Annotated in this window: 10 protein-coding genes; 4 read left to right on the forward strand and 6 right to left on the reverse strand. The window is 45.7% G+C overall.

Annotated elements, in window-relative coordinates; translation table 11 throughout:
- Window positions 1-212 precede the first annotated feature (212 nt).
- On the forward strand, window positions 213-3,722 hold the full coding sequence (locus QT992_RS24575; RefSeq protein WP_333340842.1) for a sacsin N-terminal ATP-binding-like domain-containing protein: 3,510 nt from the start codon (window positions 213-215) through the stop codon (window positions 3,720-3,722).
- Window positions 3,712-4,884, forward strand: coding sequence for a hypothetical protein (locus QT992_RS24580; protein ID WP_333320670.1), 1,173 nt, complete (start codon window positions 3,712-3,714; stop codon window positions 4,882-4,884). The genes QT992_RS24575 and QT992_RS24580 overlap by 11 nt, the downstream gene beginning before the upstream one ends.
- A 121-nt stretch (window positions 4,885-5,005) precedes the next feature.
- Here QT992_RS24580 and argZ read toward each other — a convergent pair whose 3' ends face one another.
- The 3 genes from argZ to QT992_RS24595 all read right to left on the reverse strand — a co-directional run bounded on the left by argZ (window position 5,006) and on the right by QT992_RS24595 (window position 12,483).
- Window positions 5,006-7,120 carry a bifunctional arginine dihydrolase/ornithine cyclodeaminase gene (gene argZ, locus QT992_RS24585; RefSeq protein ID WP_333320672.1) on the reverse strand — a complete coding sequence of 705 codons (2,115 nt, stop codon included), beginning with the start codon at window positions 7,118-7,120 and terminating at the stop codon, window positions 5,006-5,008.
- 505 nt (window positions 7,121-7,625) lie between these two features.
- A complete protein-coding gene (locus QT992_RS24590) occupies window positions 7,626-10,778 on the reverse strand; it encodes a PAS domain-containing protein (protein WP_333342326.1) in 3,153 nt (1,050 codons plus the stop codon).
- 766 nt (window positions 10,779-11,544) lie between these two features.
- The gene (locus QT992_RS24595; RefSeq protein WP_333320676.1) at window positions 11,545-12,483 is read right to left on the reverse strand and encodes a glycosyltransferase; all 939 of its coding nucleotides are present in this window, start codon (window positions 12,481-12,483) and stop codon (window positions 11,545-11,547) included.
- A gap of 308 nt (window positions 12,484-12,791) precedes the next feature.
- Here QT992_RS24595 and QT992_RS24600 point away from each other — a divergent pair, with 308 nt between their 5' ends.
- Window positions 12,792-14,000 carry an argininosuccinate synthase gene (locus tag QT992_RS24600; protein ID WP_333320677.1) on the forward strand — a complete coding sequence of 403 codons (1,209 nt, stop codon included), beginning with the start codon at window positions 12,792-12,794 and terminating at the stop codon, window positions 13,998-14,000.
- Window positions 14,001-14,378: 378 nt separating this feature from the next.
- Here the strand turns inward: QT992_RS24600 and QT992_RS24605 are convergent, their stop codons facing one another.
- The 3 genes from QT992_RS24605 to QT992_RS24615 all read right to left on the reverse strand — a co-directional run bounded on the left by QT992_RS24605 (window position 14,379) and on the right by QT992_RS24615 (window position 20,137).
- A complete protein-coding gene (locus tag QT992_RS24605) occupies window positions 14,379-17,021 on the reverse strand; it encodes a polynucleotide kinase-phosphatase (protein ID WP_333377900.1) in 2,643 nt (880 codons plus the stop codon).
- A gap of 12 nt (window positions 17,022-17,033) precedes the next feature.
- Window positions 17,034-18,512, reverse strand: coding sequence for a 3' terminal RNA ribose 2'-O-methyltransferase Hen1 (locus QT992_RS24610; RefSeq protein WP_333342334.1), 1,479 nt, complete (start codon window positions 18,510-18,512; stop codon window positions 17,034-17,036).
- 173 nt (window positions 18,513-18,685) lie between these two features.
- The gene (locus tag QT992_RS24615; RefSeq protein ID WP_333342336.1) at window positions 18,686-20,137 is read right to left on the reverse strand and encodes a GTP-binding protein; all 1,452 of its coding nucleotides are present in this window, start codon (window positions 20,135-20,137) and stop codon (window positions 18,686-18,688) included.
- Between the two features lie 528 nt (window positions 20,138-20,665).
- Here QT992_RS24615 and QT992_RS24620 point away from each other — a divergent pair.
- A complete protein-coding gene (locus QT992_RS24620; RefSeq protein ID WP_333342338.1) occupies window positions 20,666-21,508 on the forward strand; it encodes a CPBP family intramembrane glutamic endopeptidase in 843 nt (280 codons plus the stop codon).
- Window positions 21,509-21,988: the final 480 nt, after the last annotated feature.

Genomic DNA, 21,988 nt, shown 5'->3' on the forward strand with positions numbered 1-21,988 from the left:
GGCGACAATAGTAAGAAGTGACGATTTTCAGGAACTCCGGTCCTCAGACTTGCGGGTCTGAGGTTTTTTATTGCAATATTACGAATAGCTTTCGGTAGGTTGCTGCGCGCGCACCCTACTTGTATTTACGCTTCGCTTGTATAGTATTAGATACAAAGTGAAGATGCGCGATCGCATTTAAATTCCTCCCGCTTTTAGTCGTCAGAACATCTATGGCTTACAGCAATAGCGAAATTGAGGGCAAGTCTTTCTACCAATCCGAACCCTTGATCGCCCGCTTGAGAGGGATTATCCGAGATTATCCCGAAGGCGTCGGCATTATCAAAGAGTTGATCCAAAATGCTGACGATGCTAAAGCAACGCGCGTAGAAATTACTCTTGATTGGCGCCACCATCCGGTCAAACAATTGCCTGACGATCGCATGATACAGCTCATGGGGCCGGCGATGTTGGTCTACAACGATCGCGTGTTTGCAGATAAAGATTTTGAGAGCATTCGCAGCCTGGGACAAAGCGAAAAAGCGCGAGATTTGCAGAAAACGGGTAGATTTGGCGTCGGGTTTAATGCAATATATCATGTTACAGATTATCCTAGTTTCGTATCGCGCGATCGCATCATCTTTTTTGACCCTCACGGCGCGGCGATTCCCGGCACTTCCCGACAAGAACCGGGACGCGAATGGAATTTGGCAGACGCTAAATGGTACGAAAAATATCCCGATTTTATGCAAGTCTACGCAGCGGGAGGATTGCCATTAGGAGATACAAATTTTCAAGGCACTTTGTTTCGCTTGCCCTTGAGAACCGCAGAACACGCTAAAAATAGCGAAATTCGCAAACAAGCTTTTACCGAATCCAACGTCAATGAACTACTAGACGCACTGATTAATTCAGGTGAAGAACTGCTGCTATTCCTGAAATCGGTTCAGGAAATTAGAGTTTACGAAATCCCCGCCAACAGTCAAGAAACTAGGCAAGAGATTCTGGCGATTGTTACCCAGAACCAGCAAGAAGTACGAGAATCGCGGCAACAACTCCTCGATGCAATTCCCCAGACACCAGACAAATTGCTGGAATTGTGCCACAATAATCCAGCCGGTTTAATATCAGTTTCTTACCGCCACGAGATAGAAACGATTAGCGGGAATCGGAATACCAAATCAACTTGGAGAACAGTAAGTTTAATTCGCACAGATGAAGGCGACGAGTTGGCAAAAGTCATAAAAGCAATGTACGAAAGCCAAGAAAAAGTATTGCCTTGGGCGGGCGCTGCTGCTAGGATTAATGCTGTTAGTACCGAGGGAAATCCTCAACCTGTGGGCGGGAAAGTATACTGTTTTTTGCCACTTCCCCTGGAAACTGGGCTACCCGTTCACATCAACGGTTTTTTTAACTTAAATAGTTCGCGGGATAACCTCAGCAGCGACAGCGGACAAACTGGAAAAGACCGACCGAGAGCTATTTGGAACCAGCTACTCGCACAGCACGTTTTGTCCCACGCTTATGCTAACTTAATTGTTGATTTAGTGCAAGATATTGGCAGGTATCAGCCAGAGGAATTTTACAAACTTTGGCCTGTTAGCAAAATTACTGTCAGCAAAGCTCTCGAAGAACTGCACCGTTTTGTCATACAGTTATTGTATCCGAGAGCAGTTGTGCGATCGGCTGTAGAACACGCTGTAACTCAACATCTATTCAGCGGGGCAGTGGTGTCAAAAACAAGATGGGTGACGCCTCCGACAGTCAAAAATCTACCTTCTAAAAAGTTGTGGGACGAATTATTAGCAGCAATGCGCGCCGACAATATCGACATTCCCGAACCGCCATTACCGGAGTCAATTTTGGCAGCTTTTAAAGATGCAGGTTTGCTGTTGCAAACATTCACGGCAGCTAACTTGCGACAACACTTAACCGAAAACAAACAACTAGGCGTCCCCTTGCAAGATGCACCGAAACCCAGCTTGCAAAATAGACAGTGGATTGCGAATATGCTGCGCTATTGCATCAGCGACAATCACCGGGATTTGCGCGGTTTACCGCTAGCTTTTCTCGCTAATAATACTCTGCAAGTATTTGGTTACAACCCGATAGGCACTATTTACTTTTCCGAAGAGACATCAAGGCAGATATTTGCCGATCATCTAGAATGGTTTTTGCATCAAGATTTAAGCCAGGTAGTGCCTACACATAACATGATTGGCGTGTCAGAAATGAAGGCTACAGAAGTAGCGAGAAAATTGGTTTATGTCATTAGTTCAACGCAGTCACAATGCGATTGGCAATCTGATGCACTAAATCCACCAAATGCAGAGTGGTTGACTCTCGTATACAATTATTTTTTTAATATCTCCCCCAGATATCTGTCGCCAGAAACAGTCGAGGAATTAAAGAAAGTTCCACTGGTTCCGGGAAATGATGGTAAGCTTCACAAAGGAGGAACTGCGGAAACTCCTTTGTTGTGCGCTGATAATATTGCAGCGGAAACGATCGAGGCTGTACAGTATTTTGGGGTGACGCTTGTCAAAGCACCGGCTAAACTTGAAAGTGCGATCGCCCAATTTGCTCAAAGACACAAAAATCTGTTAGTCTATTTTCTGACAGGCCCAGATGTCCTAGACACAGTATCTTCGCGGTGCGATCGAGGTTTGCCGCCCTACCACCAACAGCATTATACCTCTCTTCTCAATTTCCTGGCAGCTTCAGAACCAACAAATTACGACCAAGATAGCCTCAACAAGCTGCGTCAACTACCAATTTACCCCACAACTTCCCACGAAATTGTTTCCCTCAACGATGAAAATGTCTACCTTCCGGGCGGTGGATACGAACCGCCGGAAATTGCAGGTACGTTGAGGCTTTTACGCATAGAAAAAAATAGGCAATGGCTGCGGCTGTTCCAATTTTTGCAAGTTCCGGTACTGAATCGCGCTAGACTAATTCGCGAGTGTTTGTTACCTGAGTATGCCTCATTTGCTCCTGAAGAACAACTAATCGCGCTGGCGTGGATTCGAGAGCATCTGAATGATGCTTGCAAAGAACTAGAAAAAGCAGGAGAGAATGCTTTTTCATTCCAGGAAGAGCTGAAAAAGGCGCGTTTGGTACGCTGTAGCGATCGCAGATTACGCTCTGTCGAACTAATTTACAATCCCGAAAGTCAAGTAATCCGCCACATTCTCGGAAATTTAGCAGCTATTCCAGACATGGAATTTTACTCGCAGGATTATGCACTATGGCTCGATTTTTTCGATACTTTGGGTATGCGAAAAACCTTGAGTGCAGATGACATTTCAGTTTGTGTTGACAATCTAATTCAAACCGCCAATCGTTCAGGTGCAGGCACAGTAACCGATGCTTGTATTGCCGTTTTTAACTACATAGTTGATAATTGGGAGGCACTAAAATATACCAAAATTGGGAATACCAACAAAACACTGGCTGAAACACTCGCAGATAAACCTTGGCTTCCTGTCGAGCAAAATCCTCAAAAGTTAAGCCAATATCCCGGCGCGGCGATACCTGAACCGAGGCTGTATCGCGCTAAAGATGTCTGTTTCATTCAAGATGTTCGCTTAGTTGCTAGCCAAAAATTTTTATTTGCACGCCCTCAGCGCGACTTGCTGAAGCCCGAAATCAGAACTGCACTTGGTTTTCAGCCTGTAGATACCACTACAGTTATCGACCACTTTGATACACTAATCAAAATTTGGGAAAATGACAGTTGAAATCACGACATCCGACGCTCTAAACGCACATTTACAATCAGTAAAGGCAATTTACAAGTATCTCGATGATACTTTCATCAAAGGCAGTATTTCCAGCGAACAACGCCAGCAAATTCAAAAGCGCTTTGCTGGGCGTCAATGTCTGTGGGATGAGTCTAGGGGTAAGTTTTGGCGGCCAAAATACGCTTTTTTGGATGACGTGCCTTTTTTCGGCAACCGCCGCACAACTATAGCGGTTTCTCATCCATTTTCCGAAGTCTATCAGCTTTTGGGACAAGGGCGATCGCCTGTTGTACAAGATTACCTAGATTTTCTCGAAGAATTAGCAGCAGAGTACAGCAACACACCTTTAAACGCAGCAGATAAAAACTCTGCGATCGAGGTCATCGGCCGTCTAGAATCTCAACAGTCATTAGAAGGCTGCACAGTTAAAAACCCACCAATACTTACTGCTAACATCACACTTGCTCCCGCCTCTGAAGTTCTCATCCCGGACGCACCTTGGCGCAAAGATTACATTGATCCCAACCAGATACTGCACCAGCAAATCTCCCCAAACTTTGCCAAAGCTGCGGGAAGTCTTTCTTTATTAAAAGATGTGATTGAACGTCCGACGACGGTCAAAAATGCCCTAAATTCTAAAAGTAATGATTGGTGTCGAGAATGGCAAAATACGCTAAATTCCCCAGAATTTATATCGGGTTTAAAGCGGCTGATTTTCCACGAGCGCGACTCTGAACCAATCCTCGATATCATCTGGATTGCAAAGGCTAAAGTTTCGCCAGCTAGTCAAATTCATGTAGATTTATTCTGGAAGGGTGAAACCCAAATCGCGGCATCTATACCGGGGACTCAATACTTTGATGAGTTGAATAAAATATTTCATATTATCAGTAGCAGTAGCAGATACATTATGCTCTGCTATTTAGCAGAGAGTATTAATGCTCGACTCGGCGAATATGCAGTGCAAAATCTGCTGCCGCTAGCGAGCATTCTGGATGCTGAGCCGAGCAATATTAATGCTTTGCTAAATGAGTTGCGAATTAGGTCTTTACCGGGGGATTTGTCTCCAGTCACCGCCCCTAATTTAGAAATTACATCCTCTGCAGGAGAAAACGGCGCTCGACAGGGCGATCGCTCAATTTATTGGGGCGCATTTTGAGCGATTATAATGAGCATTATTATCGGCTCTGTAAGGTGCACATTGTGCACCCTACCAGCCTCTATTCTTCAGTCCGCGCAGGCGGACTTCGTTTGTATAGACGCGGTTTCAACCGCCGAATCTAAACAGATTGAGCTACATGATGGCGACTGGTCAACTTATCCAATTGATTCACCAACAAACTGAGGAACAGTCCCACATCGGTAACAACTCCAGTAGATTCGATCGAACCCCGATCGCTCAATTTCGTCACCACCGCCGGATTAATGTCCACACAGACCATCTTCACACCAGCCGGCGTCATATTTCCCACACCAATTGAGTGCAGCATAGACGACAGCATTAACACCATATCCGCACCGCGTAACAGCTCAGTATATTCTTCTTGAGCCTTAACTAAATCCATTTGCGTGTCGGGAAGTGGCCCGTCATCGCGGATCGAACCGGCAAGAGAAAACGGTATATTGTTCTTGACACACTCGTACATCACACCGTTAGTAACCAACCCTGCTTCAACAGCTTTTGCAATACTCCCGTAACGCCGCACAGTGTTAATTATTTTCAAGTGGTGCCGGTGTCCGCCGCGCACAGCAACACCGCGTTTCATGTCAACCCCTAAAGAGGTTCCCATATTCGATTGTTCCATGTCGTGAACCGCGATCGCATTTCCACCTAACAGCGCTTGCACGTAACCTTCACGAATTAAGTGCGCTAAATGTTCGCCACCGCCAGTGTGGATAACAACAGGCCCCGCCGTAACTACAACTTTGCCACCGCGATCGCGAATTTGGCGCAATTCCCACGCTACTTGTTCCACGACCAATTCTACGCGGCGTTCGCTAGAAACGCTGCCCGACATAAAGCTGAATTCTTGAGAATTGCGCTGTTCCCGCGATTCTGTTTTGCGGATGGTGCGGATGCCGACCACATCAACAACTACTTTTTCTCCTACTTTTAAATCGCGCAATAATTTGCATTTAGCCACTGGGCCATCAGCGGTTTCAGTAATAGCAACAGCACCATCCATCCGCTGATTTTGCGCTTTCACCCACTGACCATTTACCCGCACTTCTGTGGGATAAATTGTACTCACATAAAAGTCGTCTGGGCCAACGCCATCTTGCACTACCGGTTCTAAAATAGCGTCGCAAATCTCTTGTGGTGGCGGCACTGCACCCAAGTCAATCAGCATTCCCATCATTTCTTCCATCACATCGTGGGAAGGAGCCGAAACTTTAACGTCTGCAGATGATGTGCTTTGCCGCTGCTCTCCCAGATTGAAATTGAGCACTTGGAAACTGCCACCGAGATCGACAATTAAGTCTAAAGCGCGGCTGATTAAACCTGCATCGAGCAAGTGACCTTCCATGCGAATTGTGCGGCTTTCTACCATCACGTTTGCCGATCGATCTTCTTGCACCGGTTCCGTTACCCGCAGCGTCAAACACTTACAGGCGCCGCCCGCTTTCAGAAATTCGCTCATCGGCGTTTCGATTACTTGAAAACCCGCCTCAGTGATGCGCGATTTCAAGGCTTCGCTAACCTTGTTCATTACCACAACTTTGTCAATATTTACCGCATTGCAGGCAAAGTTTGCGGCATCTGCTTCTTCAATAGCAATGCGTTTTTCTGGTGGGACCCGCATTTCAATTAAGCGGTTTGAGTAGGAATCAAATGCTGCTGGATAGTAGAGCAAATAGCCGCCTGTCAGAGGACAAAAACAGGTGTCTAGGTGATAGAAACGTTCGTCAACTAAACGCAGCGAAAGCACTTCTATGTTGAGCCATTTTGCTAGTAACGGGTGCGAGTCAAGTTCGGAACGGAAGCCGTATCCTGCCCACAACCAGCGTCCTTCGCGATCGAGTAAAGCATCGCCAGCGCCCTCAAACGGCAAGTCTTTCGGGAGTTCGTGCACGGTGAAACCTTTGCTTTCAAACCATGCTTTGAAATAGGGTTCTTCGCCTTGGCGTTCTTTGTGATAGAAACGGCTGAGGACGAAGGTATTGCCTAAAAGTAAGCCTGCGTTGGCGGTGAAAACCATATCCGGCCAGCCTTTTTCGGGCGGTACGAGGTCTACAACGGCGTTGTCTTTGAGGACGTGGTAAAGTTTTTCCCACTGTTCGACGGCGCGATCGCGCGATGATTTGTGGACATTTCCCTCCATCCACGGATTAATCACGTAATCTACATCGTAGTGGTCGGGAGCACACATGAGGAAGCGAATTGAGTCAGTCATAATTCAGTTAAAATGTGGTAGACGCTACAGCAGACGTATGTTGACAGAGTTTGTATAAAAGCAACTGTAATATTGACTACTAATTTTAGCAGCGCCACGTCTGGAGCCTCAAAAGGCTAACTTTTTATTATATCATGTTTAAGATGAGATTACACTAAGGAATGAGAATTAAATAACTTCCACTCTTGAAAGTGGGATGGGCGTCCCGCCCGTCCAAAAAGGACGGGCGGGACGCCCATCCCACAATAACAATTAAAATTGTAAGTTATTTAATTCGCGATCCTAAATGACAGACCGTTCGCAGGAAATACGGGAGAAAATGTCAGGTTATCACGCACCCTAAAATAGGTTCTGATACACAATTAATATGATATCCGTTGCAATTGCCCCCCATCTGACGGTCGAGGGGGTTTACGCTCATCTGTGAGTAATATTATAGATTTGTGGTGAACCGGCCCCTACAAAAATTATGGTTAATTTACCGCACGTGATTTAACAGCTTATCCTAACTTTTAACTTTTAACTTTTGCGAAATCGGCAGTTCGATCGCAAATTCTGTTCCCCGGCCAACTTCTGAATGACACTCCAACTTACCGCCGTGGGTATCTTTCACAATTTGGTAACTAATCGACAACCCCAAACCAGTGCCCCTTCCCACAGGTTTTGTAGTAAAAAACGGGTCAAACATCCTTGACTGAACTTCGGGACAGATACCGGGCCCGCTGTCAGAAATCCGCACACACACTTGATTTTCTCTGCTGACTTCCGTAGTAATGCGAATCTGGTTAACTTTGCCAGTACAGTTTGCTGATGACTCTTCCACAGCGTCGATCGCATTCACCAGCAAATTCATAAATACCTGGTTTAATTGAGCCGGATAACACTCGACTTTGGGCAGATTCCCGTAATTTTTAATAACTTGAATCTCCCGACGTTTTGGCTGTGACTGGAATCGGTGCTGCAAAATCACCAAAGTGCTCTCAATCCCTTCATGAATATCTATTACTTTGCGATCGGTTTCGTCAAGTCTCGAAAAGTTTCTCAAAGACAGCACTATCTGCTTAATTCGGTTAGCACCTTCTTGCATTGAATCCAGGATTTTCGGGAAATCGCCAGCCATAAAATCCACCTCAACTTCTGCCAATTCTTGGGCTATTTCTGGAACTGGTTCGGGATAGTATTGCTGGTAGAGATCGATCAATTTTACCAAATCGCGAGCGTACTGTGCGGCGGGAATAATATTGCCGTAGATGAAGCTGATGGGGTTATTAATTTCATGGGCTACTCCCGCTACCATTTGCCCGATACTTGACATTTTTTCGGCTTGAATAAGCTGAGATTGAGCCTTTTTTAAGTCTGCCAGAGTTTGTTCTAACTGTTGCGCTTTTTCTCGTTCTCGCTGTTCGCTAAATTGCAACTCTACTTCGGCTTGTTTGCGATCGCTAATATCAATATGCGTGCCCGTCATCCGCAAAGGATTTCCCGAAGCGTCGTGTTCCATCACCTTCGCTTGAGCTAAAATCCACTTCCACTCGCCGGATTTTGTCAGCATCCTAAATTCCACTTCGTAAGTAGGATTTTTGCCTTCCAGGTGAGCAGTTAGCGCTGCTTTAGCCGGAGACAAATCCTCTGGATGTACCAGTTGCTCCCAGGATGCAAAACTATTTTCTACCTCCTCTACTTCATATCCCAGCATCATTTTCCACCGTGGATTAAAATAGACTTCTCCCGTGGCCAGATTCCAATCCCACAATCCCATCGCACTGCCTTCAAATGCCAGATAAAAACGTTCTTCGCTAATTTGCAAAGCTGCTTCGGCTTGTTTGCGATCGCTAATATCCATCACTGTTCCCAACAGTTTGATTACTTCCCCAGTTTCGCTAAAAACAGCTTCTCCCCTTCCTTCCACGTAGATAATTTGACCGCTAGGATGCAAAAATCGGAACTCTCTTTTGTAGGAAATTCCTTGTGAGATAGTCAGGCTGACTGTTTGTTGAAATAATTCTCTGTCGTCGGGATGACACATCTTTAAAAGTTTGGCAGATGTCGGTTCAGTTGCACTTGAGTCAAGACCAAAAATGCGGAATACTTCTTCTGACCAAGTAATTTTATTTGTGACTAAATCAAATTCCCAACTGCCGATATGGGCAATTTTCTGGGCTGCTGCTAGACTAGCTTCGCTTTGTTGAAGTTTAAGTCGCTGTTGTTTATCTTGTTCGAGAAGGTTGGCTTGAGCGATCGCAATTCCCATCTGTGCCGCCACAGCGCTCAATAATCCGATCTCATCTGGTGTCCAGTGGCGCGGGCGATCGTACTGGTGCAAGCATATCATTCCGTTCGCTTTTCCCTGGTAGGAAGTGCGGATGGATATCATCGACTTCAAACCTATTTGACTGCACAAATCTCGGACGTTTTCTAGCAGCGGTTCGGAAAAAACATCGTCAGAAACTACAGCTTGATCTTGGGACAATAAAAACTGAACGTGAGGATTGCCATCTATGGGAATTTCTAAATCTAAAATGGATTTGGATGCGGATTTTCTGTACTCAGCGACATTAGAAATTCTGGGAATAGGGTTTTCTGTGTAGGTGTGAACCAAGCAGCAATCCGCATTAAAAATGCGACCAATTTGGGCTGCCGCTGTTTGAAAAACTTGATCGGGATTTAAGCTGTATCGGATTTCGAGAGTAATCGTTTCTAGAAGAAATCTTTGCTTGATTTGCCGTTCCAAAGCAGATAAAGCTGTTTTAAGTTCGAGTTCTGCTTGTTTGCGATCGCTAATTTCAGTAGCCGTTCCCAAAATTTTCCACGGTTTGTCGTCGGGTGTTCTGGCAAACACTGTATCCACGCTAACAAACCAGCGATATTCACCATTTTTGTGCTGAATTCGGTACTCAAACTCAAAGCTTTCACCGTCTTTGGCGGCCTCAATCCTCCTCCTGTGTTCTGAGAATCCTGGGAAATCGTCAGGATGTATTAAGTTAGGAAGAAATCCTCCTGCCATCTGCTGGATTTCTTCCAGGGTGTAGCCAATATCGCTATAGATTTCGCGGTTGATATACAGAGTTCGCTGTTCAATCAAATCGGAAACGTACAAAAGATTAGGATGTGTTTGAATTACGGCCGACAGCCAGCGTTGGCTGTCTCGGAGTTCTGCTTCGATCCGCTTGCGTTCTTCTATTTCTGCTTGCAGCAGCGCATTTTGTGCTAAAATTTGTTTATAAAGACGGTTCAGAAGCAGTTGATTTTCGACACGGCTCACCACTTCTTCTGTTTGAAATGGTTTACTAATGTAGTCTGCCCCCCCCACCGAAAAAGCTTTGACTTTATCAAAAACTTCATTTAAAGAGCTAATAAAAATCACAGGAATGTGTTTGGTTTGCGGACAAGCTTTTAGCTGTTCGCAGACTTGATAGCCATCCATACCGGGCATCATAATGTCCAGCAAAATCAAATCTGGTGGACTCGACAGAGCAAATTTAAGAGCCAATTTGCCATCTCGTGTCGGTCGCACTTTATATCCCCGCTTAGACAAAATCCGGGATAAAAGTCGCAAGCTTTCTGGATGGTCGTCCACCATTAAAATATTTTCTTGTAAGACAGTGTTTTGAAGTCTAACTGTTTCTAGTCTTGGATTTTTATCGTCAGTTGTATTCACAGCAAACCCTCAAACTATTCAAGTTGTATATGTGGGAATATTTTTAAAGTCCTTAACCGCTTGTAGCTAACACTCTCAGGTAAACCAGCACAACTCTTGGTTCTCTAGCACACTCCTCAATTATTGGTCATTATATCAAAAGTAATGCTCGTTGGAAAATGTTGGTAGCTCAAATTATCGGAGCCGAGTGAGAAAACCGCCTATATTGCTCAAATCACAGGCTAAGCAAGCAATTTTGACTAAAGGTAAAACTAAAAGTTTTACAATTTTTATAACCCGGTTTTGCCTCCCTTTAGCGGGTGGCTGTGTATTGTGTTTTGTCAGTAGATATCCACACTCCAAAGGTTAATTAAAACAGGCTTGAACATGGGTGTCAACTTAAGACTAAAATTCTTTATTTTTCTGGTTTGTATCCAAGTCTTGAATTCCCTAAATCCAGGGCGGTTTCATTTTCTTGTAGGGGCAAACCCTCGTGAAGAGCCCCGATGCCTGAAAAGCCCATGAAATCATCTCTGGGTGGGGGCGGGCATTCTTGGCATCACCCCTACAAAAGCCTGGTTTTTCGTAGGGGCAATCCGACCCCTACTCCCCGTGGTTGCCCCGAAACAGCCCTGTTCCCTAAATCCTCCTTCTTAAGCAGCGCTAGGGCAGTGTAGGCATAATTGTCAAACAGTATACCGTTACTAATTAGGAGCTTAAGTTGACACCAATGGGCCCTGAAAAACTCCTACAATATCTTATACTTTATTTGCGCTGTCCGGCTGATTTATGGTATCTTTGTCTCTGCCTGCAATTCCCCGCAAGCGGCGTACACGGCTTTCACGTTATACCAATTCAGAAAAATCCGAGCAATTTCTAAAGCTAGCTGGGGCTTGCCTTGGTCAATCAACCACTGCAAAAAAGGAGTCATCGTTCTCTCGTTTAGCATCCCACCTAATGATAAAACTCCCCACAGTATTTGGTGCAAAAAAGTCATTTGAATCATCATCCTTACTTCCCAACTTGGGTGCTTTTGATAAAACAAAACTCCCATTCTCCCGCGCTGAATTTCGCGGTCAATCATGCCCGGAATTTGCTCTAAACTAAAAGGTGGATGCCAGTGATAGCCGACAGCAGCCGGACATTTGATCAGTTTCAAACCTAATTTTTTCAACCTAACTCCCAACTCTAAATCTTCCCATCCGTACAGTTGAAAGCGATTGTCAAAAAGTCCAGCAGCCAGCAGCCAGTGGCGGGCGATCGCCACATTTCCCGTAGCAAAATAAGCCGCCGAAAAATCGGTGATTTTGTAAGGTTCTGAGGTAGGATTGTCGAAATTGCAAGTATTAATCACGCTGCCGTAAGTAAAAACAGCATCAGTATCTTTGTAACCCTGTAGTAAAGCATCGGCGTGTGCTTGCAAAAAATGCTCTGTTACCACCAAATCGCTGTCAATAAAAATAATCGTATCGCCCTTAGCATCTTCAACACCCAAATTCCGGGCCGCCGCCGGGCCCTGGTGAGATTGACAGATCGATCGCACATGAGGCAACAAGTCAGCATTTGCGGCCAACCACTCCAGCGTCCCGTCCGTCGATCCGTCGTCCACGACAATTACTTCATACTCTCTGACAATCTCACCGAAGTGCTGATTTTCCAAAGCCAGTAGACATTTTGCCAAAATCGGTTTACGATTATACGTCGGAATCACAACACTAAAAAACACGGCTTTTCCCCATCGCCACAGTTACCGTATCCCACGGTAGCAGATTTTCCGCAGCAACTCCCCCGGTAAATAGCAAAGTTTAGCAAAAAAAGAATATATAAATCTGTACTATTTCTGACAAGAATCGATCTCAATTAGGTGCATAATGAAAAGTCGGTTAAATATCACCTCTTGCACCATTCTCCAGAACAGGCAAGATGCCTGTTCCACAAAAATGATATTTTTTTGTGGGGTGGGCATCTTGCCCGCCCTGAAAAGCTTAGTGACAAGGGTGCAAGATGTCAGTTAAATTCAGGATGTAAAGAGCAATGAGTCGCGCTAAAAAAGTTGTCCTAGCATATTCCGGCGGAGTCGATACCTCCGTCTGCATTCCTTACCTCAAAAACGAGTGGGGTGTTGAAGAAGTAATTACTCTGGCCGCGGATTTGGGACAGGGAGACGAATTAGAACCGATCCGCAAAAAAGCTTTAGCATCCGGTGCTTCGGAATCTTTAGTTATTGATGCTACCGAAGAATTTGTCAAAGACTATGCGTTTCCAGCGATTCAAGCTAACGCACTTTACGAAAACCGTTATCCCCTTTCGACTGCCCTCGCTCGCCCGCTGATTGCTAAATTGTTAGTAGAAGCGGCGGAAAAATACGGTGCAGATGCGATCGCCCACGGTTGCACCGGTAAAGGAAACGATCAGGTGCGGTTCGATGTGTCGATCGGCGCCCTCAACCCCAAGATTAAAATCTTAGCACCAGCGCGGGAGTGGAAAATGAGCCGCGAGGAAACGATCGCATACGGCGAAAGATGCGGTATTCCGTCGCCAGTGAAAAAGTCTTCGCCTTACAGTATCGATCGCAACTTATTAGGAATGGCAATAGAAGCCGGAATCCTCGAAGATCCTTGGGCGGAACCGCCAGAGGAAGTTTATTTGATGACAAAGGCGATCGAACAAACTCCCGACACACCCGAATACCTAGAAATCGGTTTCGATTGCGGAAATCCTGTCAGTTTAAACGGCACAAATTTATCACCAGTCGCCTTAATTACCCAACTCAACGAAATAGTTGGAAACCACGGAGTCGGCCGGATTGACATGATTGAAAACCGCCTCGTCGGGATTAAATCGCGGGAAATTTACGAAACACCAGCGATTTTAGTTTTGATGCACGCGCACCGAGACTTAGAAAGTTTGACGCTGACAGCAGATGTAACGCGGTACAAGCGAGGCATCGAAGAAACCTACAGCCAAATGATTTACAACGGTCTTTGGTACAATCCTTTGAAAACCGCTTTAGACGCATTTATTCAGGACACGCAAAAGCGAGTAACTGGAACCGTGCGGCTCAAACTGTTCAAAGGAAATGCGACTATTGTCGGCCGCAAATCCGACAATTCTCTGTACAGTTTCGACTTAGCAACCTACGGCGCAGAGGACGAATTCGATCACAAAGCTGCCGAAGGATTTGTCTATGTTTGGGGACTACCAACCCGCATTTGGTCGGAAAAAAATAGAGGTTACAAATAGGAAGCAATTAGGGTTAAAAACCTGATGTTCAGCCGCCGATTCGTGGAATTAAAGTAGGGTGTACATGGCACACCTTATTTGCCGCAGTCGCCCAACCTGTGCCAATTACCTAAGTTATGAGTTAGTAAGATAAGCTGTTGTGCATTTAAATTGTATGTTGAGGGCGGGCTCTTCGGCCCACCCCACAAGAAGGAAAATTTATTTTCCCATGCAATTTAAATGCGTATTAGCTTACAGTAATAATTGGTAATTGGTAATTGGTTGTTTTCCTAATAATTTGTTAAACTATCTTCAGGCAAACTTAGCTTTGAGGCAGGGGTTTAAACCCCTGCCATATTACTGTCAAATCGAGATTTTTGCCTGATTTCTACCTTCCGATTACAGCCTGGGATCGACAGGTTCGCTCTCCATCGCTAAAACTCCGAAAACGCACTCGTGAACTTGTCTCAAAGGAGCACCCGCAACAAATCTCTCCAATGCTTCTACACCGAGAGCAAACTCTCGCAACGCCAAAGAACGCTTGCCGGAAAGTCCGCGCGATCGCAATTTTTCTAAATGTTCCGGCAAAGAATATTCCAGACCGTAAATAATTCGCAAATACTCTTTACCGCGACATTTCACCGCAGGCTGTACGAGTCCTTTGCTATTTTTAACAATAAAATCCATTGGTTTAACAACCATTCCTTCGCCTCCCGCCGCCGTCAGTTTTTCCCACCATTGAATCCCTGCATATCTGCTGTCAAAATCGGCAATTTCAACTATTTTGTATTCAGTAGCTAACAGGAATTCCGGGTCAGATTTACAAATTTGTGAAATCTGTTCCATGTGCCAACAGTGATTTTTGTCAGTGTGAACAGTTCCCTCGGTTGCCAAGATGTGGAAAGGTGCTAATTTGAGGTCTGAGAGCGATTTAACTGGCCAGCAGTAGCGCTGATAGGCATTAACATAGCGATCGGCTAGTTCGGCTCGCTCTTGGTAGCTGGTTAGCAAAGAATTAATTTCAACTCCCCGCTGCTTTGCCTGTTCTAAGTTCTTAATCGCCTCCGCAAACCCGTGACGAGATGCTGTTCCCACGGCGGCGTATTGCTCTTTCAATAAACCTTGAGCTTTGGCTGACCAAGGCATTAATTCGCAGTCCAAACACACCCAATCGGTTTGAAATTTCTCCCAAAAATTGCTCGCAGTGAGAGCGACATCTACCCGCGCTAAAAATTCTCTTTCTAAGGTAGAATTATCGAAAAAATGCCGTCCCGTGCGGGTGTAGCAAATGCCAATACTCTCGCTGAGAATGCCAAAGCGGCGTAAAGCTGCCGGTGCGTCGCGGCAAACAATAACAACTGCACGGGAACCCATGTGCTTTTCTTCGCACACAACTGTCGATATGCCCTGCTGTTGGTAGTAGCTAAATGCTTCGGCTGGATGTTCTAAAAGTCCTGGTTCTTTGGAGGTAGCAGCGGGAGACATTGTGGGCGGCAAATAAATCAGCCATTTGGGATTGGCGGCAAACCGACTCATTACTTCTAGGGCTGCGATCGCATTTTCTTCTTTAATCGTAATGTTACTTTGCAGGCGAGTTGAAATAATGCGTTTTCCGAGTACGTCGCTAATGTCCAGTACGTCATCAAACTGCTGTTGGGCGGTGATATTCACTGCTGCCAAAGCGGTATTGATAACGGGTGAATTAATGTCTCTATTGTTAAGTGGAGTTGGGCTGTCTTGAAAGAGGATGGGTTTGGCAGGTTCGCAGTAAATTCTAGCAGCAGAAACCCTGACAAATTCTCTTTCGGGATACCGCAAAGCTGTTAGTTTGCCACCGAAAACGCAGCCGGTGTCAATATCAACAGTATTGTTGAACCATTCTGTTTCGGGAACGGGGGTGTGTCCGTAAACAACCGCTGCCTGACCTCGATATTCGGCGGCCCAATTGTAGCGGACGGGCAAGCCGAATTCATCGATTTCGCCAGTTGTTTCTCCGTACAAGGCGAAATCTCGAATGCGGCGCGATGCGCGTCCCTGAAATTCAGCTTTCATCCCCGCGTGGGCGACGACTAATTTTCCGCCATCGAGGACGTAATGCCCAATCAAACTATCTAAAAATTGGCGAATTTCTCGTACTGCTGATTCGCGCAATTCATCCGGTAAAGCGGCAATTTCTGCTAAGGTTTGTTCTAGTCCGTGGTTAATTTTGACATTTTTGCCGTTGAGTTTTCGCAGCAGTTTGATGTCGTGATTTCCAGGTACGCACAAAGCTGTTTCTGCGAGTACCATGTTTCGCACAAGTTTGAGGGTGTCGAGAATGCGCGGGCCCCGATCGACCAAATCGCCCAAAAACACGGCTTTACGGCCCTCCGGGTGCGCGTAGGTGGGAAAATTCCCCAAATCGGATTCGCTGGATTTTTCGATAATTTGATAGCCCAACTGTTGCAGCAATTGTTCCAATTCGTCGCAGCATCCGTGAACGTCGCCGATGATGTCAAAAGGGCCGCAGTCGCCTTTGCGATTGTTCCACAAAGGTTGTCTCTCGACTTCCACCGCCTCTATTTCCTCTGGGGAACGGAGGACGTAAACGTACCGAAATCCTTCCCTATCTAGAGATTTGAGCGATCGCTTTAAATTCTGAATGTGGCGGCGAATTACATGATTTCCGAAATTGCGATCGGGACGCTGTTGGTTGCGATCGCCACACAATTTTTCTGGTAAATCTAGCACAATAGCAACCAAAAAGCAATGATATTTTTGGGCTAATTCCAACAAAGGTTTGCGGCTTTCCGGCTGAAGGTTGGTGGCATCAATCACAGTTAGCTTACCTGCGGCCAGACGTTTAGCAGCGATTAAATGCAATACTTCAAAAGCATCAGCGGTGGCCGCTTGATTGTTTTCGTCGTCGGAAACCAGACCGCGGCAGTAATCCGATGAAATGATTTCTGTAGGTAGGAAATGCTGCCGCGCAAAGGTGGATTTGCCGGAACCGGATGCACCGATGAGAACGACTAGGGATAGTTCTGGAATCGTGATTTTCATAGTTTAATAATATTATTCATCAAGCAGGACATCATCATTTTGCTCTGCCATTTTTGCAAACGCTTCCTCCCAGCCGGCACGCGGTTTTAGGGCTGCAGGAATGGTAAATATTGCCATTTGCGTAGGCGAACCTACTTCTAAATCTTCGGTTCCCACACAACGAAACTCTACCCCACAGCCGAACCGTTCCGCAACCCCATTCGCCCAAGTTTGAAATTCGGCCCTTGTCCATTCAAAGCGGTGATCCCGGTGGCGAAATTTGCCCGCAGGCAAGTTTTCAAACCTAACATTATATTCAATATTTGGAGTTGTGACGATCGCACTTTTGGGTCGGATAAATTCAAACAAAACCCGCTCAAAAGCAGCTAACCGTTCTAAATCCAGATGTTCGATCACTTCAATTACCGCCGCCGCATCAAAACCACTCAAGCGGCTGTCCCGATAAATCAGCGAACTTTGAATTAGTTGAATGCGAGATTGCTGTGCGAGAGACAATCGATCGATTTGCAAACGTTCCCTGGCAATTTCCAAAGCCCGAAAGGACACATCGACGCCTGTAATTTGTTCGATCGAGCTTTCTTTCAAAAGCAATTTCAGCAGTTTTCCCTCACCGCAGCCCAAATCTACCACTCGCTTAGCACCACTTTGCTTTAAAACCTCCGTCACAGCTTCCAAACGCTCTTGATTCAAGCTAATTCGCTGTTCTAAAACTTCCTCTTCTTGCTGATGAGAAACTTCGAGATACTCAGGGTCAATATTATCTTCTTCTGCTAACTGTGCCACAGCAATTCGCGTCAGACGGCGCTGGCGTTTCAGATAGCGGTTGGCAATTTGTTCGCGGGCGGGATGCGCGTTCAACCAACCTTCGCCGTGATGCAATAACTTCTCGATTTCATCATCGCCCACCCAATAATGTTTGTCGTCATCCAAGACGGGAATTAGCACGTAAAGATGGCTTAACAAATCCGCCAAACGAACTGTATTTTGCAGTTCCACAGAAAAGTAAGGACTCGCGCCCCAGTCGGGAAATTGCTCGTCAAGAATCAGGGGTTTTGCTGCGACTTGATAGCCCAGCGGCTCAAACATTTGCCGCAGGAATTTCTCGCCACCGCGACAGGGCAAAACCGCCAGATTAACTGTCAAAGGAATAGCTGTTTCTGCGAGTTCTGGGCGGTCTTTGCAGCGACCGGATAGAGCTGTACTAAAGACTTTGGCGAGGGCGACAGACAGAAACGAAGAGGCAACGTAGGGGCGATCGTTCACGTATTGTTCGAGAGGGCGATCGCCCGATTTCGACTTGCCCCGCACCAAAGCAACCGGATCGACATCTAAGAGTAAAGCTGCCGTGCACCTTTCTGCATTTGCCTCTGGATAAAACACGCTGGCTTGCCCGAAAGTCATCGGAAAGGATTGATGGCGATCGGGATGTTTGTGCAGCAAATAACCTAAATCTGTAGCAGGTACGCGAGTTGTAGAGATGGTTAATAACATAATATTAGAAATTGGGCATTGGACATCGGGCATTGGACATCGGGCATTGGGCATCGGGCATTGGACATCGGGCATTGGTTATTGGTAGTTCCTCACAAATAACAAATAACTACTCACTGTCGATAATTAATCCGTGTATCCGTGTCAAAATCCGTGTCGTGCCTTCCTTCTTATCACTGAATTTTCTGTTTTTCCACACTTGCCAAATCCAACTTAGCCCGCAGCTCCTCCTTAATCCGATTTAAAATAGAATCCTCATCCAAAGAAGACAAAATCTTGCTCACCACAGCCTTTGGCCCATCATCTCCCCAAGAAGCACCATTAGCCAAATAAGCCTTAGTAACTTGACCGATACCGTAGGAAGAAACCCCCGCGATCGCAGCTTGCGTCACCGCCACAGACAAATAAGGCCCTAAAGCCAAACCCCCCGTCGCCGGCGTCGCCAAACCCAACAATCCTTTCAAAGAACTCAAACCAAAATTAGCCAACAATTCGCCCGCCGTAATTCCCCCCATACTAATCGCAATCTTTTGCAGCAATTCCACCGCGCCCGCTTCCGTCATCGCAATGCCGTAAACTTTAGATAAAGTTAATATCATCACCACATCAATTACCGCACCGCTAAGAATATCAACTACAGTAATTGGATTAAGTGCGATCGCCACAGCTTTAGTCATTACCCCGTTCCAGATAATTCGATTAGCCGCGTCATCTCGAATCTCCATTTTTCGCTGCACCAACTGCTCGTTAATATCCCCCGCACAGAGCATCGTATTCAGCGCGACCAAAGATTTGCCTTCCCGGTCTAAAATCTCCAAAATCTTTAATTTTAAATCTTGCACTTGTGGCAAACTGCGAGTCATTTGCACGCCCATACTGCCGTCGGGACGGCGCACCGCCCTCGCCGTCAAAGGCGAAGCCGCCGCCATCACAATTTCATCGGGAGACAACAATTCTCTGACGCGCTCGTCTCGAATTTTATGATAAATTGCCAGCCTGTCTGCATCAGGATACTGGTCAATTTTATTAAACACTAATAACATCGGTTTTCCGGCTTCCCGCAACTGCGAAAGTGCTGCGTATTCCACCTTTGTAATGTCGCCAGCCACCACAAACAAAATCAAATCTGCTTGTTGAGCAACGCGGCGGGCTAAAAGTTCGCGAGTTTCGCCGTCAACTTCATCTATTCCCGGAGTGTCGATTAATTCAACTTGCGACAAACGGTAAATAACTGGGGAAAGTCTATCGGGCAAATTCTCATCAATTCCCTCTCCGACATCCCACTGGCCAATAGTCGTGGTGCGAGTCACCCCGTGAGTCGGGCCAGTTTCAAAGACATTTTGACCTAGCAGCGCGTTCAAAACCGAAGATTTTCCCCTTCCCACCATCCCAAACACAGCTATTTGCACGCAAGCGCGCTCTAGCTTGTCGAGCATTTTCTCCAACCCGCCAATTTCCGGTTCCAGTCCAGTTCGCTCTTGAACTGTCAAGTCGAGATTTTCTACTATATCTCGCAGAGCATCTTTAGCGTGGCGCAGGTTGAGTTCTGCCTGAATGTCTGCGAAGCTTAAAATTGTGTCATCTAATTCGCGATCGACATTTGAAAAATCCGAGGCTTCAGTCATTGTTCCCTTATTTTATAGTTCTGTTTTGTTTAAAGTTTCAGCCAATACAATGCTATTCTAGCTTTCTCTGTCTGCTTTGTACATTCTCTCGGATTTATCCAACTCTAACTCTCGGATTTACTCAAGCCTGACTCTCGGATTTACCAAATTCTAACTCTCGGATTTACTCAAGCCTGACTCAGCCAAAAGTTCTCGCATTCACCCGCAAGTCCGCCGGGGATTTAAATCCCCGTCTTATAGCAAAAGTCGGTTAAAACTGATATCTTGCACCATTGTCAAGAACGGGCAAGATGCCCGTTCCACAAGAAAATCTATTCTTTGTGGAACAGGCATCTTGCCTGTTCCTAAACAAGTAATTGAGAATGGTGCAAGATGTGAGTTAAAACCGACTGCCAACCTAAATTAGATTGTGATAAATTTCAGTCCTCTTTGAGAGGACTTTCGCTATGAGACAGGGGTTTTTAACCCCTGTCGGACAGTGCGACCGACCAATAAGCCGATTTACCCAATTTCCACTCATTTACAACAATGATTAACCGCCTCCAAATAATAGCCAGTTATCCATTTCCTTTACGTGTGATAATTTTCCTATTAATCTTGCTAGCAATTTGGCTGCCGCTAGCAGCACCAATTTATCTCTTGGTTAAAGATAGTAACCTAGCAACTATTCTGACAATGGGATTGTTGTTTACTGAGTTTCTGTTCCTAGTGCCGCGCTGGGGAAAACAGGTTTACGGACAAACCCAATTACTCAAAAGTTACGGTTTAATCAATACGCGAAAAAACGGTTTTGAGCTTTTAATCGGATTGGCGATCGGGCTTTTGCTCACTTTCAGCTTATTTGCGGTGCAAGGACTGTTCGGCTTAGTCGCGTGGCAAAATTCTGATAATTTGCCGAGAATCATCGCCGAAGGGCTGTTAAGCGCCCTTGGAGTCGGTTTTGCGGAGGAGTTGGTATTCCGTGGTTGGTTGCTGGAGGAGTTGCAGCGGGATTACAATTATAAAATATCTCTGTGGGCGAATAGCCTGGTGTTTGCCCTATCTCATTTTATCAAACCTGTCGCGGCCATGCTGCAGAGTTGGCCGCAGTTTCCGGGGTTGTTGTTGCTGGGTTTGATTCTGGTTTGGGGAAAAAGATCGCGCCAAAATCGCCTCGGTTTGTCGATCGGGCTTCATGCAGGTTTAGTCTGGGGATATTACATGATTAACATCGGGCAGTTAGTGCGATATTCGGGTTCTGTACCCGACTGGGTGACAGGAGTTAACGGCAATCCGCTAGCTGGGGCGATCGGGCTGTTGTTTTTGAGTGTCTTGGCTTTGGGAATGCGGCAGATGTCCGAACGTTCAAAAGGTTCGCAGTCAGGACTTTAGTCCTTCTTCCCAAATTTTTACCCTTTATTCTTTAGTCTCTTAGAGAGGGACATCGTTTGTCTAGACGCGGTTTCAACCGCCGATTCCTCTACTCTACAACCAACCTTGGGAAATTTTTATGCAGCTTGCTGAACTTCTACCACACCTGAAGCATTTGCCTCACGCTGACAAACTTTTACTACTGCATTTTATCCAATCGAAATTACTCCAATAATCAGACATAATTTTCCTAGAAAATTAAAGCAAACTATCTAGCACAAACTCCTACAACTGTTTTGAAGCTGCTGCTGTTTTAGCAAAGGCTTGATTAGATGAAAAAGCAGTAAATTATGGTTGATAAAGTCAGATTTACGTTTACTGAAATCGCTCCGCTACTGGGTGCCTTAAGTACATTGCCTTACTTAGGATCGCGAATTAAATAACTTACAATTTTAATTATTATTGTGGGATGGGCGTCCCGCCCGTCCTTTTTGGACGGGC

Source organism: Microcoleus sp. T3_D1 (genome assembly GCF_036700405.1).
In the GTDB taxonomy this organism is placed as follows: domain Bacteria; phylum Cyanobacteriota; class Cyanobacteriia; order Cyanobacteriales; family Microcoleaceae; genus Microcoleus.